Raw genomic sequence first — 16,533 nt, 5'->3', positions numbered from 1 at the left:
TTTGAAGTACACTGTGATTTCAGAAGTCACAACCAATAAGGTATTCATCATGACCATGATAAAGAGCTATGCGGCGCAACAGGCCGGGGCTGAACTGGAGCTGTATGAGTACGACGCCGGTCAGCTGGCGCCGGAGGATGTTGAGGTGACCGTCGAATACTGCGGCGTCTGCCACTCCGATTTGTCGATGATCGACAACGAGTGGGGCTTTTCGCAGTATCCACTGGTGCCGGGTCATGAAGTCATCGGTCGGGTCAGCGCGCTGGGCAGCGCCGCCCAGGATAAGGGGCTTAAAATTGGCCAGCGCGTGGGCATTGGCTGGACCGCCCGCAGCTGTCAGCACTGCGACGCCTGCATTAGCGGCAACCAGATCAACTGCCGGGAAGGCAGCGTACCGACCATTATGAACCGCGGCGGCTTTGCGGATAAGATCCGCGCCGACTGGCAGTGGGCCATTCCGCTGCCGGAAGAGATGGATTTCGCCACCGCCGGTCCGCTGCTGTGCGGCGGCATCACCGTCTTTAAACCGCTGCTGACCCACCATATCACCGCCATGAGCCGGGTGGGGGTCATCGGTATCGGTGGTCTGGGCCATATCGCTATCAAACTGCTGCGCGCCATGGGCGCCGAGGTCACCGCTTTTAGCTCTAATCCGTCCAAGACCCAGGAGATTCTGGATATGGGCGCCGATCGGGTAGTTAACAGCCGCGATCCGCAGGAGCTGAGCGCGCTGGCCGGGCAGTTCGATCTGATTATCAATACCGTTAACGTCAGCCTGGACTGGATGCCCTATTTCACCGCGCTGGCCCCCGGCGGCAACTTCCACACCGTGGGCGCCGTGATGAAGCCGTTCGAAGTTCCCGCGTTCTCGCTGATTAGCGGCGACCACGGCATCAGCGGTTCCGCCACCGGTAACCCGGCCGAGCTGCGCACCCTGATGAAGCTGGCCACCCGCGCCCGGGTGGCGCCGCAGACCGAAGAGTTCCCGATGTCGAAGGTGAACGAAGCGCTGCAACACGTGCGCGACGGCAAGGCCCGCTACCGCGTGGTGCTGAAGGCGGATTTCTGATTTCCGTTGTTTAACTACGCAACAGCCGACCTGAAAAGGTCGGCTGTCTCAGGGCCGGGATGACTTTTCGCTCAGCGCCTTGCCACCGTGTACACAGCAACACCCTTTGTCGGCGTCTGCCTCTCTCATCTTTTGCATTAGCGGGCGATTTTCTGTTCCACTTCCGCCAGCGCGCTGAATGCCGTGGCGACCGCGGCAGCGCCCGGATCTTTCACGCCCAGCAGGCGCTCGCTGGCGATATAGGCAGAACGCCCGGCGTTAGCCTTGCTCATTGCGGCGGTGTCCTCGGCGCCCTGACAGGCTGCGGCCGCTGCCGCGATCACGCCCTCTTCCGTCAGGGCTTCCAGCGCTGGCTGGAGCGCATCGATCAGGGTGCGATCGCCCGGCTCTGCGCCGCCGTAGAGTTTGATCTGCTGTAGTCCCACCATCAGCGCCTGCGCCAGGGGTTGCCCCTGCAACCGGGCCCGGCCCGCTGCGGTAAAGAAGATCGACATCAGGCCGCCGCTGGTGCCGCCCATTACCGTCGCCAGACGTTCGCCAATAAAGGCCAGCAGCGCCGCCTGATCGTTAAGCGGCAGCGCCCCCAGCCCCAGCAAGCGGGCGATATCCCGGGCTCCCTGCGCAAAGGCGGTGCCGGTATTGCCGTCGCCCACTCTGGCGTCCAGCGCGTTCAGATCCGCTTCTATCTCAATTAGGGAGAGCGTCAGCGCCGCCACCCGCATCGCTACCGCTTCATTATGGGAAGGCAGCGCATCCACCCGGTCATGGGTGGGGCGCTGGGGCTGCATTTTCACCGGCGTAAAAGGCACCAGCGGGCGCCAGCCCAGGGTTTCACAGGGTCCCTGGAGCGCATCGATAAAGGCATCGCTCAGGCGCAACACCGACAGCGAAAACCCCTTCATATCCAGCGCGCTCATCAGCGGCGCCGGGCCAATCATAAACTCCACCTGGTCACGCAGACGGGAGTGGGCCAGCGCCTTAACAATCAGCGCCATTTCCATCTCCGACGTGCCCCCTAGGTTGTTGACCAGCAGCGCCAGACGCACGTCGCCCCCGGCGTGCTGCCAGAGCTGCTCCACCATCAGATCCACCAGCGCGCGGCTGTTGCGGGTGTTCAGGGTCCGGGCCCCCGGCTCGCCGTGCAGGCCAAGCCCGATTTCGACCTGCCCCGGCAGGATGCGCCATTCATCCTCCACGCCATCCGGCAGGCTACAGCTGCGCAACGCCACCCCCAGACTAAATACGTTTTCGCTGGCCTGCCGGGCAGCCTCCTTCACCTCCCCCAGCGAACGTCCCTGCTCGGCGGCATAACCGGCAATCTTGTGCACCAGCGAGGTTCCGGCGATACCGCGCGGCTGGTTGCCCGGCAGGGCGATATCGTCGCCCACCACCACCATCTCTACCTTCAGGCCATAGCGCTTGGCTTTTTCCGCCGCCAGCCCGAAGTTCAGACGGTCCCCGGTGTAATTTTTAACAATCAGCAGGCAGCCGCGATCGCCGGTCACCGCCACAATGGCGTTCAGTATCGCATCCACCCCCGGCGAGGCGAACAGGTCGCCGCAGACCGCCGCGGTAAGCATACCGCGCCCCACAAAACCCACGTCTGCCGGTTCATGACCGGCGCCGCCACCGGAGATCACCGCTACCCGGCTTTTGTTCCAGTCGTTGCGCATCACCACCCGTATGCCCGGCTCAATATCCAGGCGCGTCAGATTACGGTGGGGAGAAGAGAGGATGACGCCCTCAATGGCGTCATCCACCAGTTGTTCACGTTGATCAAAGAAAAATCCGGACATGATGTTCCATCAATCGGCTAGCCATAGCACAAGCATAGCTGCTGATACGTTGTATTGGATACCCTCAGGAATATACTGAGTCTCTGATAATTACTATGATTTAAGAAAATATTCATTGAGGGATGTGATAAATGAGCGCGCCACTGACTATAGCCAGAACCACCGAGAAAACCCTGTGCCTGCTGCCCGGCATGGCTAACCGCCATGGGCTGATTACCGGCGCGACCGGTACCGGTAAGACCGTTACCCTGCAAAAACTGGCCGAATCCTTTTCGGAAATCGGCGTACCGGTCTTTATGGCCGATGTGAAGGGCGATCTGACCGGTATCGCCATGCCGGGCGAAGCGTCGGAAAAATTGCAGACGCGCCTGAACAGCATTGGCGTGACCGACTGGCAGCCTCACGGAAACCCCACGGTGCTGTGGGATATCTTTGGCGAGAAGGGACACCCGGTGCGGGCCACCGTCTCCGATCTGGGGCCGCTGCTGCTGGCCCGCCTGCTCAACCTGAACGAGGTGCAGAGCGGGGTACTGCAGATTATCTTCCGGGTGGCGGACGACCAGGGGCTGCTGCTGCTCGACTTTAAAGACCTGCGCGCCATTACCCAGTACATCGGCGATAACGCCAAATCATTCCAGAACCAGTACGGCAATATTAGCAGCGCCTCGGTCGGGGCGATTCAGCGCGGACTGCTGGCGCTGGAGCAGGAAGGCGCCCCTTTCTTCTTCGGCGAACCCATGCTCGATATCCAGGACTGGATGCGTACCGATGAAAACGGCAAAGGGATCATCAATATTCTGGCGGCGGATAAGCTGTACCAGATGCCGAAGCTCTATGCCGCCAGCCTGCTGTGGATGCTCTCTGAACTTTATGAGCGTCTGCCGGAAGCGGGCGATCTGGAAAAACCCAAACTGGTGTTCTTCTTCGATGAAGCGCATCTGCTGTTCGACGACGCCCCCCAGGTGCTGCTGGATAAGATCGAGCAGGTGGTACGCCTGATCCGCTCCAAGGGCGTGGGGATCTTCTTCGTGTCCCAGAATCCTTCCGATATTCCGGACAGCGTACTGGGCCAGCTCGGCAACCGCATTCAGCACGCGCTGCGCGCCTTTACCCCGAAAGATCAGAAGGCGGTGAAAACCGCGGCCCAGACCATGCGCGCCAACCCGGACTTTAATACCGAAGAGGCGATCCAGGCGCTGGGCACCGGCGAAGCGCTGATCTCATTCCTGGATGAGAAAGGCAGCCCGACGATGGTGGAGCGCGCCATGGTCATCGCCCCTGCTTCACGAATGGGGCCGGTCAACGCAGGCGAGCGTAACGCTCTGATTAACAACTCCCCGCTGTACGGCAAGTACGACGAAGCCCAGGATCGCGAATCGGCGTACGAGATGCTGCAAAAAGGCGTGCAGGCCGCCACCGATAAAGAGCAGGCGCCGCCCGCCAAAGGCAAACAGGCCGATGTGGATGAAGGCATTCTGGGCGGACTAAAGGAAATTCTGTTTGGCAGCACCGGCCCGCGCGGCGGCAAGAAAGATGGCATGGTGCAGACCGCGGCGAAAAGCGCGGCGCGCCAGATTACCCGCCAGATAGTGCGCGGCGTACTGGGCAGCCTGCTCGGCGGTCGTAAGCGCTAACCGCCATCCACGGCCCTCCGGCAGGGGGGCTAATCGCCCCGCCTGTCAGAGCATCTGACCGATCCTCTCCTCCAGCTTGCACTGGTCGAGCGCAAACAGCCGGATGCCTTCCGCCAGCTTTTCCACCGCCATCGGGTCCTGATGATGCTGCCACAGGAATCCGGCCTGGGTCATGGGCGAAGGGCGTAGTTCGCTGGTGCCCCCCACCGTCAGCCGCTGCGCCAGCGGCGCATCGCACTCTGCCAGCGCCGCCAGCAGAGGCGGGGCAATGGTCAGGCGATCGCAACCCGCCAGCGCCTGAATCTGTTCAATGCGGCGGAAGCTCGCCCCCATTACCACTGTGGGGTAACCGTGCGCTTTGTAATAGCGGTAAATCTCGCGCACCGACTGCACGCCGGGATCGTTTTCCGCATCGTAGGGGACATCAGGGTGATGGCTCTGATACCAGTCGAAGATGCGCCCGACAAAGGGCGAAATCAGAAATACCCCCGCCTCGGCACAGGCCCGCGCCTGCGCGAAGGAGAAAATCAGCGTCAGATTACAGTGGATTCCGCTGCGCTCCAGCTCTTCGGCGGCCCGTATTCCTTCCCATGTCGCCGCCAGCTTAATCAGGATACGCGAGGCGTCGATACCGTTTTGCTCATACAGGCGAATCAGCTTGCGAGCCCGGGAAACGCACATCCCGCGATCCCACGCAAAGCGGGCGTCCACTTCGGTCGAGATACGCCCGGGAACGTAGCGCAACACCTCGGTGCCGATATCCACCGCCACCTGATCACAGGCGTTGATCAACCGGGTTTCTTCATTGCCGCCCTGGCGTCGCGCTTTGTCCAATGCACCGGCAATCAGGGCCTGGTATTGCGGGTGCTGCGCCGCCTTCAATATCAGCGACGGATTAGTGGTGGCATCCTGAGGGGCGAATTTTTTTATCGACTCGATATCACCAGTATCCGCCACCACTACCGTCATCGTTTTTAATGCTTCCAGCTGGTTCATCATTCTCTCCTTAAGCTCCACTCTTACCGTCATCTAACAGGTTTCACGTTTAGCGCAATGCCTGCCCTGTCGCCTCTCTCAAATTAGCGGGAATAAATATCAATCCCCTGACGCCGGATCATTTCTTAACGTCAGCCGACGGCGCCATTTGCGTAACCGGCGCTCTGGCCCTGAGCCGCTTATCGAACCAGGCGATCAGCACCGGCGCCGTCAGCATCGTGATAATACTGGCGGTGGCCAACTGGGCCGTGGCGGCATCCACGTATATGGCCAGCGAAGGATCCGCCTGGGCGACCATCGCCGGTGTCAGCGCAGAGCTGGCCGCGGTGGTGCCCAACGCAGCGCCGAGGGCGGTTTTGTTTCTTAAGAACAGGTTATAAAGAAAGTAAAAAATGATGCCGGTGACGGCAGAGATAACCCCCAGCAGGATGCCCGACAGACCGGCGCTGAATACGGTGCCGATACTGGAGTTCGCGCCGATAGCAAATGACATGATGATAATAATCAGCGGCTGCGCCGACGTGCACAACTGTTTGAAGCGTTCGTCGCAGTTGCCCCACAGCATGCCGATCAGTAGCGGGATCAGCATCGACAGCAGAGCGGCAAAAGGAATATTCGCCAGGCCGCTCACCCCCAGCACCACCATGGTGACGAAGGGGCCGTCTTTGATACAGAACACCGAGATGGCCCCGGCGTCGCTGGCATCGCCATAGGTGCTACACAAGGCGATATACAGCGAGCTGTTGGAGCTGGTCAGGCAGGCGACCAGAGCCAGCATCGAAATGCCCAGGAACCCCGGCGGGCCAAACAGTGAACCAGCCACCCATACCGCCAGCGCCCCGGCAATGCACTTCAACAGCAACAGCACCGCTCCTTTATATAAGGGCAACCCGGCCTGGCGAATATTAATTGAGGTACCGCAAACCAGCAGAAATATCCCCATCATAGCGCTGGACCCCACTTTAAATAATGCGGTAGTCGGGCCGCCAATAGTTAAAATCTGGGGAGCAAAAGTATTAATCAGAATAGCAGCAAGCAGCGGAATAATAATCAGCCCGCCGGGCACCTTATTCATCTTATCGAAGATTTTTATATTCATAGGGCAACTCACATATCAAATAATATGAATGATTCACGACGTACCGCGCGAAACCTGTTTCTCGTCGCCTGTATTTAGTGATGATTAACCTGCTGGGAAATGCGCCCGATAATGGTGCTGATAATCTCTTCCGGCCCGGTCAGCCCTCCTTTGCCAACGCAGATTAGCCCGGCATATTCGCCGCCGACGATACGCACCATATCGGTCTGGGGGATCACGTAGTCGATCATTTCAATACCGCTGGCGCCCAGCGCTTTTAAGATGCTGACCATGGTATCGCCGCCGGTCATATACAGGCCTTGTATCCCGCTGCCCGCGCAGTCCAGCATCTGTTTGACGATGCGCCCCATCCCCTGATTGATATTTCCGGCTGCCTGACCCGGCGCCAGGTGCAAACGCTGCTCCTGCTCACACAGGTCCAGCAGCCTGCCTGTCAGCGCCGACTCAAAAACCAACAGCGCATCCTGGCGTTGGGCCACACAGTGCCGGGCCTGTTCAACCACCCGGTCGATTTCACTTTGCGCCGCATCCTGACCTTCGACCAGCAGCCCGGCATCCACCGGAATATGGCAAACCCGGCTGTCGTGCGCGATCAAATGCTGGAGCTGTTTTTGAGTCACTGGCGTGGCGCTTCCGGCCACCACCATTACCGATCCGCGCTGAGTATCGCGGGGCAGCGGCTGGGGCTGATGATATGGGGTTTCATCCATCAGATGCCGACAGGCCGCCAGACGTTCGGTAAACGGCCCGGGATCGACCGCCAGCACATTCCAGTTCAGCGCCACCACGGCGTGGGCGATGGCATCCACGTCATCCAGGGTGATGGCATCGACCACAATCACCCGCAAACCGGCCTGATAACAGTCCAGCAGCGCCTGCCGGAGCCATGCGCCGCGCTTCATCACCTGGGTCAGCGCGACGTGGCCGACCTGATGCCGGGTCTGCTCTGCCAGCAGGCCCGGAACCCAGGATTCGGTCACCGGCGTACGCACATCGCGGGCAACATCGGTACAGGAAAGCGCCACCGAGTCGATTATCGAATACCCCCCCACCACGATGCGCCGCGACTGCGGCATCGCCGGTACCACCACCGCCACCGCGTCGTGCGCTAACAATTCCAGCATCGCATCGATTTCATAGCCAATGCCGCCGCGCAGCGTGGTATCGATGCGCTTGGTGAAGTAGCGGGCGCCCCGCTGCTGGAGCTGTCGGACCGCGGTAGCAACGCGCTGCTGCGCCTGCGCTTTTGGTAACGCCCGGCTTTCGCTACTGACCACCATCGCCGGATAATCGACGGTATTGCGGGCAAAGCAGTCTGTGTCAAAAAAGGCGGCGGTTTTCATCCCGCTGTGCGCCAGCAGGACACCCACAGTGGTCGCCCCGGTCAGATCGTCGGCCACGATCCCCAATTTTTCTCCCCTGCCGAAAGGGGACGCGGTATGAATGGCGAAAATATCACTCTCTTCCTTGCTACCTTTACCCATTAACGAATGCTTTTCCATTGCGAATTCCCTTAGCCTGCCAACGGGCTTATTGATGTTTCATCTTCCAGTAGCGTGCGGCGACCACGGTGGACTCGCGCATGCTGACGGTGCCCGCCTTACCGGTTCCGGCAATATCAAACGCTGTTCCGTGGTCGACCGAGCTGCGTATAAACGGCAGGCCAAAGGTGATGGTGATTGAGCGTTCAAAATCGAGGGTCTTACAGGCGATATGGCCCTGGTCGTGGTAGAGCGACAAAATTGCGTCGTAATGCCCCAGCTTGCCCAGGTGGAACACCGAATCTGCCGGAACCGGCCCGATGGCGTTGATGCCAAGATCCCGGGCGGCCATGACCGCCGGAATCAGGTTATCGGCCTCCTCGTGCCCGAACAGGCCGTTATCAGAGCCGTGGGGATTCAGCGCCGCGACGGCGATACGCGGGTTCGGAATGTTCAGGGCGCCGAATTCATGATGAATTTGCTGTACGCAGGCCAGCACCCGCTCTTTGGTGGCATAGTCGCAGGCCGCTTTCAGCGCCATATGGCGGCTGACGAAGAACACTCGCAAATTGTGGACGTGGAACATGGTCAGGCCGTAATCGGAATCTGTTTCGGCCTGATAGATTTCGGTATGCCCCGGTAGCTTACAGCCCGCCAGTTTGATGGCCTCTTTATGGATCGGGGCGGTAGAGGCCACGTCGATAAGCCCGGCCATTCCCAGTTCAATAGACTTCATGACGTAGTCCAGCGACATCTGTCCGGCCAGCTTCTGCACCCTTCCCCATTCGATGCTGTCGCAGTCGTAATCCCCGGTTTCCAGTACGTCCAGGGTTCCCCAGCGAAATGCCGCCTGCTGCGGGTGGGTAATTTTATTAATGGGAAAATCGCAGCCCTGAATATTCATGGCCCGCTGAATAATCGGCAGCGAGCCAATCAGAAACGGACGACATTCTGCGTAGACGTCTTTGTCCATCAGGGTGGCAACGGTAATCTCCGGGCCAACGCCGGCAGGATCGCCAGCGGTGACGGCGACGACAGGCTTTTTCTCTATAGTCATCCTGGACCTCTTAATGGTTAATCTCAGACCCGCTCATAGATCAAAATGATCAGATGAACACAATCAAATCATATGAGCGAAAAAATAATGGATTCATATTCGATAATTAGTGATTAAACTCACATAAAAAGGCAGGTATTTTTATTTCATCGCGAAATGTGACATGAGCATAAGTTCATATTAATTTTAAATGTTCATTTAAGGGATTGCGATAACCTTCAGCGCAACAATATTTTTTATTTTATTTATCAGCATGTTAATCAATATTTTCTTATCCACCGGCGGTTATCCCAGCCTCATTCGATACACGTTCAGAAAATTTGAATTTTTTTGACAGTTTTCCTTGCTAACAATCGGGAATAGCCCGGCGTATTATCCTGTTCATCGAGGGAGGTTACCGATAACAATCGTAATTAACCTTAAATAATCAACAAATTAGCAAAATCATTTTTTTGTATTTCTCAGGTGAACAAAATGAAAAAATTCGAAGATGTTGCCGTTCTGATCGCACGTATTCTGATGCCGATTCTGTTTATCGTGGCCGGTTGGGGCAAAATCACTGCTTATTCCGGCACTCAGCAGTATATGGAGGCGATGGGCGTTCCCGGATTCCTGCTGCCGCTCACCATCCTGCTTGAATTTGGCGGCGGCCTGGCGATTCTGTTCGGCTTCCTGACTCGCACCACGGCGTTGATTACCGCTCTGTTTACGCTGATGACCGCTTTCCTGTTTCACAGCAACTTTGCCGATGGCGTTAACTCGCTCATGTTTATGAAGAACTTTACTATCGCGGGCGGCTATCTGTTGCTGGCGACCTTCGGCCCTGGCGCAATCAGCCTGGACCGGGCACTGAATAAAAACTGGTAAGTTTTCTATACTGAATGACGTCCGGCGACAGTTTATTGCGCCGGACGTTTCGCGCTTTAGGAGGAATAATGGGACTGCTCGTTGACGGCGTCTGGCAGGACGCATGGTATGACACCAAATCCACCGGTGGACGCTTTCAGCGCTCCGCCGCCGCATTTCGCAACTGGGTCACGCCAGACGGCGCGCCCGGCCCTTCCGGCAGGGGCGGTTTCGCAGCCGAAAAAGAGCGCTACCATCTCTATGTTTCGCTGGCCTGCCCCTGGGCGCACCGCGCTCTGGTTATGCGTAAATTGAAAGGGCTGGAGCCGTTTATCAAGGTGTCGGTGGTGCATCCGCTGATGCTGGAAAACGGCTGGACCTTCGGGAATGACTTCCCCGACGCTACCGGCGATACGCTTAACGGCCACGATTTCCTGTATCAGCTCTATCTGCAGGCCGACCCTCATTACAGCGGACGAGTCACGGTACCGGTGCTGTGGGATAAAAAGCAGCAGACTATCGTCAGCAATGAGTCATCGGAAATTATCCGCATGTTCAATAGCGCCTTCGACGCCCTGGGCGCCCGGGCCGGTGACTATTACCCCAAAGCGCTACACGGCCAGATCGATGAACTGAACGACTGGATCTATAACAGCGTGAACAACGGCGTGTATAAAGCGGGCTTCGCCACTTCTCAACAGGCTTATGACGAAGCGGTCGGCCAGCTGTTTACCTCACTGGCGCGGCTGGAGCAGATTCTTGGCCAGCACCGCTATCTGACCGGCAATCAGCTTACCGAAGCCGATATCCGCCTGTGGACTACCCTGGTGCGATTTGATCCAGTGTATGTCACCCACTTTAAGTGCGATCGCCAGCGGATTAGCGACTACCTGAATCTGTACGGCTTCCTGCGCGATATCTATCAGTTGCCCGGCGTCGCAGAAACGGTCAATCTGGACCATATCCGCCACCACTACTTCTGCAGCCATAAAACCATTAACCCCACCGGTATTATTTCCATCGGGCCACAGCAGGATCTGAATGAACCTCACGGGCGCGACCAGCGCTTTCGTTGATACTTCCCCCGGCGGCACTGTGCCGCCGTATTATTATCAGCACCCGTTCCGTTGCTATAATCATTTCTCTATTTTTCCCTGATAAGGAATAAAAACATGGAATGGTATCTGAAAGTATTAAGGAATTACGTCGGATTTAAAGGCAGGGCGCGGCGCAAGGAATACTGGATGTTCGTGCTGATTAATATCGTTATTGCCATCGCACTCAGTATTCTGGACAGAATGCTGGGATGGGAGTTTGGTGAAAATAAAGAGAGCGGGGTACTGGCTTCCCTCTACTCGCTGTTCGTTCTGTTACCGAGCCTGGCGGTACTGTGCCGCCGCCTGCACGATACCGACCGCTCCGGCTGGTGGATTCTTCTGGGCCTGATTCCGATTATCGGCACGCTGGTGCTGCTGGTCTTCTGCTGCCTGCGCGGTATGCCGGGCGCTAATCGCTTCGGTCCCGATCCGCTGGAAGGCGAAGGGTCGGAACCGCCCTCTTCCATCGTTTCACGCTAGTCTTGCATCAAAAACGGCGGCACAGTGCCGCCGTTGTTATTTCGCGCTGAACAGCTTGGGAATTTCCCGCAGACACCAGGACTTGGCTTCCCCCATGCTGTCGCGCCGCCAGGCCATAATAATATCGACCTCAGCGGTGGATTCCGGGCTAACCACCCGCAGTCGCCCTTCGGCAATGTCCTGCGCCACCAGCGGCCAGGGCATGGTCGCCACCCCTAACCCGGCCAGCAGCGCCTGGCGTTTATTTTCCATAGAGCTGATGGTCAGACGCGGCTGTTTATCCAATAGCTGTACGGTTAATACCGGACGTTCACGGGCGGTATCCGCCACCGCCACGCCGCGATATTTCACCCGGGTCACTTCAGAGAGCGGCTCCGGCTCCTGATGGATGGGATGATCCGGCGCCGCCACATAGACGCTTTTCAGGGAATAGAGCTTGCGCGAATTGATCTCGGACGACGAACGGAAGTGCATATCCGGCGCAACCACAATATCGGCGCGCCCCTGCTCCAGCCGCTCCCAGGCGCCAGCCAGGACTTCGGTCAGGATCGACAGTTGGGTATCGGCCTTTGCCGCCAGCCGCTCCACCAGCGGGAAAAAGGTGGCGGTGGGCACCAGGGCCTCGGTCACAATGGTCAGGTGAGTTTCCCAGCCCCGGGCCAGCGCTTCGGCATCGGTGGTGAGCTTGTCCGCCGCTTCCAGCAACATGCGCCCGCGCTCCAGCAGCATGCGTCCCACATTGGTGAATTTAGTCCGGTGGCCGGAACGATCGAACAGCACCACATCCAGCTCTTCTTCCAGCTTCTGCATGGTGTAACTCAGGGCTGAAGGAACCCGCCCCAGTTCATCCGCCGCCGCGGCAAAGCTGCCGCGTCTGTCGATCGCGTCCATTACCCGCAACGCTTCCAGCGTAAGCGCCCTATCTTTGGCCATTTCCGGTCTCATTCAGGAAATTTGAACATACCGAGCAGATTAACTGGCTAACAATGAAGCGTCCAGATCCTTACCATGGGTTTAGTGTAAAAAGAGGTCAAGAAGTCTATGATTACCCCAAGAACAGCCGGACAGTGCGGTAAAGCTGACTATGGATGGTTACAGGCCCGCTACACATTTTCGTTCGGTCACTATTTCGATCCCGAGCTGCTGGGCTATGCATCACTGCGGGTGCTAAACCAGGAAGTGCTTGCCCCCGATGCCGCTTTTCAGCCGCGTACCTATCCCAGGGTGGATATCCTGAATCTGGTGCTCGACGGCGAGGCGGAGTATCGCGACAGCGAGGGCAATCACGTTCAGGTGAGCGCGGGCGAAGCCCTGCTTATCTCTACCCAGCAGGGTATCAGCTACAGCGAACACAACCTGAGCAAAAGCCACTCCCTGACGCGCATGCAGCTATGGCTGGACGCCTGCCCCGAGCGGGAAAATCCCCTGTGGCAGAAGGTGTCGCTCAACGGTCAGCGCAGCCAGCTGCTGGCATCGCCAGACGGCCAGAACGGTAGCCTGATGCTGCGCCAGCAGGTGTGGTTGCACCATGTGGAACTGGAGCAGGGCGAAAGCCAGGCCTTTCAGCTACACGGTCCGCGAGCTTATCTGCAATCGATTCACGGCACGCTGCATGCCGTCACGCCCCAGGAAGAAAAAAAGGCGCTCACCTGCGGCGATGGCGCCTTTATTCGCGATGAATCTCAGCTTACTCTGGTCGCCGATACCCGGCTGCGCGGTCTGTTGATTGACCTGCCAGTGTAGGCCGGAAGGAAATTACTTGCTGTCCGGCTCGTTCTTGATGGTCACGGCCGGCAGCTCGCCAAAGTCGACCTTTGCCGATTTCAACGACTCAACTACCTGTTTGGTGACATCGCTGGCAGGGTCGGCCGCCAGTACCGCGCCACCGTCAACGATCACGGTGTAGTTGTTCTTTTTGCGCACCTCTTCAACCGCCGTACGTACCTCCTTCAGCAGCGCCACGCGCGCCGCTCGCTGCTCCAGGTTCCACTGCCGGTTAATGGTGACGGCATCCGAGCTTCTGGCCTGATCGGCTTTGGCTTTATCCATCCCTTCGTAGCTTTTATTCGCCTCCTGCTCCGCCTTCAGCAGCAGATTTTTCACGGTCTCAAGGCGCGTTTTCTCCTGCTCCGCCAGCGGCGAGTCGCTAATCGCCTGAGAGACATCGACCCAGGCCGCGCCTTTGCTCTGTTTGCTGGCGTTATCGCAACCCGCAGCGGCGATAACCAGTGAAGCCACGAGCGCCCCCTTCAGAAAAACATTCCATTTCATTCAACGATCCTCAATGTGTTAGCGGAGTCGCGGCCAGTCCGGCCCCGTACTGCTTCATGTTAGTCGATTTCAGGGAGATGCAGAATAAAGTAACTTCTGAAAGACAGGGGAAGGGATACATGCGGCGCAAAGCAAAAACCCCGCTGCAGGCAGCGGGGTTTAATAATGAGTGAAGCTAACCGATAAGCCGGGTTCTGTCGTGGACAATCATTCCTCTAGGCCAGCAATCGCTCACTGGCTCAAGCAGCCTACCCGGGTTCAGTACGGGCCGTACCATGTGAACCCCTATTTGGCCTTGCTCCGGGTGGAGTTTACCGTGCCACGAACTGTTGCCAGCCGCGCGGTGCGCTCTTACCGCACCCTTTCACCCTTACCTGATCCCGCTTGCGCGGGCCATCGGCGGTTTGCTCTCTGTTGCACTGGTCGTAGGCTTGCGCCCCCCAGGCGTTACCTGGCACCCTGCCCTATGGAGCCCGGACTTTCCTCCCCTCCGCCCGTCTCCCCGAAAGGACGACGACGAAGCGGCGATTGTCTGGTTAGCTTCGGGCTAAAGTATAGAGGTTTTCCCGGGCGCTGTCACGCCGCGCCGGACATTCCGGCCCGAACCGTAGCCGCCACGTTACGCGCGGTACGGTAAATATTGTCGAAGGCGTTATCCAGCGCCTCTTCCAGCGTCACAATGCCATTCAGTACGCTAAAGACCGCATCGATACCGTGCCGATGCACTACCGCAACATCCGACGCCAGGCTACCGGCAATGCCGATTACCGGCTTATGGTATTTCGCGGCCACATTGGCCACACCGACCGGCACCTTGCCCTGCACGCTCTGGCTGTCCATGCGCCCTTCGCCGGTCACCACCAGGGTGCAGTTATGGATGTGCTCTTCAAGATTCAGCGCGCCGGTGACAATCTCCACCCCGCTTTTCAGCTCCGCACCCAGGAACGCCAGCAGCGCCGCGCCCATACCGCCAGCGGCGCCCGCGCCTGGCGCCCGGGTCACATCAATATTCAGGGTCTGCTCAATCACCATCGCGTAGTGCGCCAGGTTTTCGTCGAGCAGGAGAATCATCTGCGCATCGGCGCCCTTCTGGGGCCCAAAGATACAGGATGCGCCATTCTCGCCGGTCAGCGGATTGGTAACGTCGCAGGCCACCAGGATCTCGCAGCGCTTCAGCCGCGAGTCCAGGCGAGTTAGATCGATGCGATTCAACGACGCCAGCGCGCCGCCGCCCGGACCAATCTCGCGGCCGTTGCCATCCAGCAGCCGGGCTCCCAGCGCCTGAACCATACCGGCCCCGCCGTCGTTAGTGGCGCTGCCGCCGATGCCGATAATAATCCGCCGGGCGCCGCTTTCCAGCGCCGCCAGAATCAGCTCGCCGGTACCGCGTGAAGTCGTCAGCCGCGGATCGCGCGCCGCCTGCGGCACCAGCGCCAGACCGCTGGCCTCCGCCATCTCAATAAAGGCGGTATGGCCGTCACCGGAAAGTCCCCAGCTAGCGGTGACCGGCTCGCTCAGCGGTCCGGTCACCCGTTCCTGCATCCAGCGCCCTTGCGTCGCGGCAATCATGGCCTCCACCGTTCCCTCGCCGCCGTCGGCGACCGGCACGCAGACATACTCCGCCTCGGGAAAGATCTCCCGAAATCCCTTTTCAATGGCCTGCGCCACCTGGGCTGCGGGAAGGCTCTCTTTATACGAGTCGGGTGCGATTACGATTTTCATAAACAGTCCATGACAGCGCCACGCGGGCGAGAAAAGCAGGGCGCCGGGCGCGCCCTTCTCATTCAGCCATTACTTACTGACTTCAACCTTTGCCAGGTTCTCATAGTAGCGAGCCAGCGCGCTGTGGTCGGAGGTACCATGACCATCGGCACGCAGCGCCTGCATCATTTCCATTACCGCCGCGGTCAGCGGCAACTGAGCCCCCACGCCGTGGGAAGTATCCAGTGCGTTCGCCAGATCTTTGATATGCAGATCGATACGGAAACCCGGCTTGAAGTTACGCTCCAGCACCATCGGCGCTTTAGCATCCAGTACCGTACTGCCCGCCAGCCCGCCGCGAATCGCCTGATAGACCAGTTCGGGATTGACCCCGGCCTTGGTAGCCAATACCAGCGCTTCGGACATGGCGGCGATATTCAGCGCCACAATCACCTGATTAGCCAGTTTGGTCACGTTACCGGCGCCAATCTCCCCGGTATGCACCACCGAACCGGCCATCGCTTTCATCAGATCGTAATATTGATCGAATACCGCTTTATCGCCGCCCACCATCACTGAGAGGGTGCCATCAATCGCTTTCGGCTCGCCGCCGCTTACCGGCGCATCCAGCATGCTAACGCCTTTGGCCTGCAGCGCAGCGCTGATATCGCGGCTCGCCAGCGGCGCAATGGAGCTCATATCAATAAGAGTCAGCCCCGGATGCGCCCCTTCGATCAGACCGTTTTCTCCTAATGCCACCTCGGTGACCTGAGGCGAGTTCGGCAGCATGGTAATCACCACGTCACACTGAGCCGCCACCTCTTTAGGGGTCGCCGCGCTACCTGCACCGATTTCAACCAGTTCCGCCGTAGCCTCCCGGTTATGATCCAGCACCACCAGCGAATAACCCGCTTTGATCAGGTTTTTGCTCATCGGTTTGCCCATGATCCCCAGGCCAATGAAACCCACTTTTACTGTCATGACGTTGTTCTCCTGATAATTCGTT

The 16,533-nt window shown here is 58.5% G+C and carries 14 protein-coding genes, 1 other RNA gene and 1 pseudogene; 6 read left to right on the top strand and 10 right to left on the bottom strand.

Annotation, left to right across the window (positions count from 1 at the left end; genetic code table 11):
• Positions 1–49 precede the first annotated feature (49 nt).
• Positions 50–1,069 (top strand): NADPH-dependent aldehyde reductase Ahr, encoded by a 1,020-nt coding sequence (gene ahr / locus FEM41_RS08430; protein WP_138095561.1) that lies wholly within the window; start codon positions 50–52, stop codon positions 1,067–1,069.
• A gap of 137 nt (positions 1,070–1,206) precedes the next feature.
• On the opposite strand, the gene FEM41_RS08425 is transcribed toward ahr, so the two are convergent.
• Positions 1,207–2,865, bottom strand: coding sequence for a dihydroxyacetone kinase subunit DhaK (locus FEM41_RS08425; protein WP_138095560.1), 1,659 nt, complete (start codon positions 2,863–2,865; stop codon positions 1,207–1,209).
• A gap of 131 nt (positions 2,866–2,996) precedes the next feature.
• On the opposite strand from FEM41_RS08425, the gene FEM41_RS08420 reads away from it, so the two are divergent.
• Positions 2,997–4,499 (top strand): helicase HerA-like C-terminal domain-containing protein, encoded by a 1,503-nt coding sequence (locus FEM41_RS08420; RefSeq protein WP_138095559.1) that lies wholly within the window; start codon positions 2,997–2,999, stop codon positions 4,497–4,499.
• Between the two features lie 45 nt (positions 4,500–4,544).
• On the opposite strand, the gene tal is transcribed toward FEM41_RS08420, so the two are convergent.
• The 4 genes and pseudogenes from tal to pdxA form a co-directional block, all read right to left on the bottom strand.
• The gene (tal, locus tag FEM41_RS08415; protein WP_138099137.1) at positions 4,545–5,495 is read right to left on the bottom strand and encodes a transaldolase; all 951 of its coding nucleotides are present in this window, start codon (positions 5,493–5,495) and stop codon (positions 4,545–4,547) included.
• A gap of 118 nt (positions 5,496–5,613) precedes the next feature.
• Entirely contained in the window at positions 5,614–6,594 is a 981-nt protein-coding gene (locus FEM41_RS08410) for a 2-keto-3-deoxygluconate permease (protein ID WP_138095558.1), read from the bottom strand.
• A 74-nt stretch (positions 6,595–6,668) separates the two neighbouring features.
• Positions 6,669–8,024: pseudogene (locus FEM41_RS08405) on the bottom strand (four-carbon acid sugar kinase family protein); the annotation flags it as partial.
• A gap of 100 nt (positions 8,025–8,124) precedes the next feature.
• The gene (gene pdxA / locus FEM41_RS08400; RefSeq protein WP_138095556.1) at positions 8,125–9,132 is read right to left on the bottom strand and encodes a 4-hydroxythreonine-4-phosphate dehydrogenase PdxA; all 1,008 of its coding nucleotides are present in this window, start codon (positions 9,130–9,132) and stop codon (positions 8,125–8,127) included.
• Between the two features lie 474 nt (positions 9,133–9,606).
• Between pdxA and FEM41_RS08395 the strand changes: the two genes are divergently transcribed.
• From FEM41_RS08395 to FEM41_RS08385, 3 genes are all read left to right on the top strand, one after another.
• On the top strand, positions 9,607–9,999 hold the full coding sequence (locus FEM41_RS08395) for a DoxX family protein (protein ID WP_138095555.1): 393 nt from the start codon (positions 9,607–9,609) through the stop codon (positions 9,997–9,999).
• Positions 10,000–10,067: 68 nt separating this feature from the next.
• Entirely contained in the window at positions 10,068–11,054 is a 987-nt protein-coding gene (locus FEM41_RS08390) for a glutathione S-transferase family protein (RefSeq protein ID WP_138095554.1), read from the top strand.
• 96 nt (positions 11,055–11,150) lie between these two features.
• Complete coding sequence (locus tag FEM41_RS08385) at positions 11,151–11,555, top strand: DUF805 domain-containing protein (RefSeq protein WP_138095553.1); 405 nt, start codon at positions 11,151–11,153, stop codon at positions 11,553–11,555.
• A gap of 36 nt (positions 11,556–11,591) precedes the next feature.
• Here FEM41_RS08385 and FEM41_RS08380 read toward each other — a convergent pair whose 3' ends face one another.
• Positions 11,592–12,488, bottom strand: coding sequence for a LysR family transcriptional regulator (locus FEM41_RS08380; RefSeq protein WP_138095552.1), 897 nt, complete (start codon positions 12,486–12,488; stop codon positions 11,592–11,594).
• A gap of 108 nt (positions 12,489–12,596) precedes the next feature.
• Between FEM41_RS08380 and FEM41_RS08375 the strand changes: the two genes are divergently transcribed.
• Positions 12,597–13,298, top strand: coding sequence for a pirin family protein (locus FEM41_RS08375; protein ID WP_138095551.1), 702 nt, complete (start codon positions 12,597–12,599; stop codon positions 13,296–13,298).
• 12 nt (positions 13,299–13,310) lie between these two features.
• Here FEM41_RS08375 and FEM41_RS08370 read toward each other — a convergent pair whose 3' ends face one another.
• The 4 genes from FEM41_RS08370 to garR form a co-directional block, all read right to left on the bottom strand.
• Entirely contained in the window at positions 13,311–13,826 is a 516-nt protein-coding gene (locus FEM41_RS08370) for an OmpH family outer membrane protein (RefSeq protein WP_138095550.1), read from the bottom strand.
• A gap of 167 nt (positions 13,827–13,993) precedes the next feature.
• An RNA gene (rnpB, locus tag FEM41_RS08365) (RNase P RNA component class A) lies at positions 13,994–14,370 on the bottom strand.
• A gap of 32 nt (positions 14,371–14,402) precedes the next feature.
• Entirely contained in the window at positions 14,403–15,548 is a 1,146-nt protein-coding gene (locus FEM41_RS08360; protein ID WP_138095549.1) for a glycerate kinase, read from the bottom strand.
• 69 nt (positions 15,549–15,617) lie between these two features.
• Positions 15,618–16,508: a 2-hydroxy-3-oxopropionate reductase gene (gene garR / locus FEM41_RS08355; protein WP_138095548.1), complete on the bottom strand. Its 891-nt coding sequence runs from the start codon at positions 16,506–16,508 to the stop codon at positions 15,618–15,620.
• Between the last annotated feature and the right edge of the window lie 25 nt (positions 16,509–16,533).

Origin of the sequence: Jejubacter calystegiae, from assembly GCF_005671395.1 — a bacterium.
Lineage (GTDB): Bacteria > Pseudomonadota > Gammaproteobacteria > Enterobacterales > Enterobacteriaceae > Jejubacter > Jejubacter calystegiae.
The sequence above is the reverse complement of the archived record's forward strand: the minus strand, read 5'-3'. Positions and strand labels throughout refer to the sequence as shown.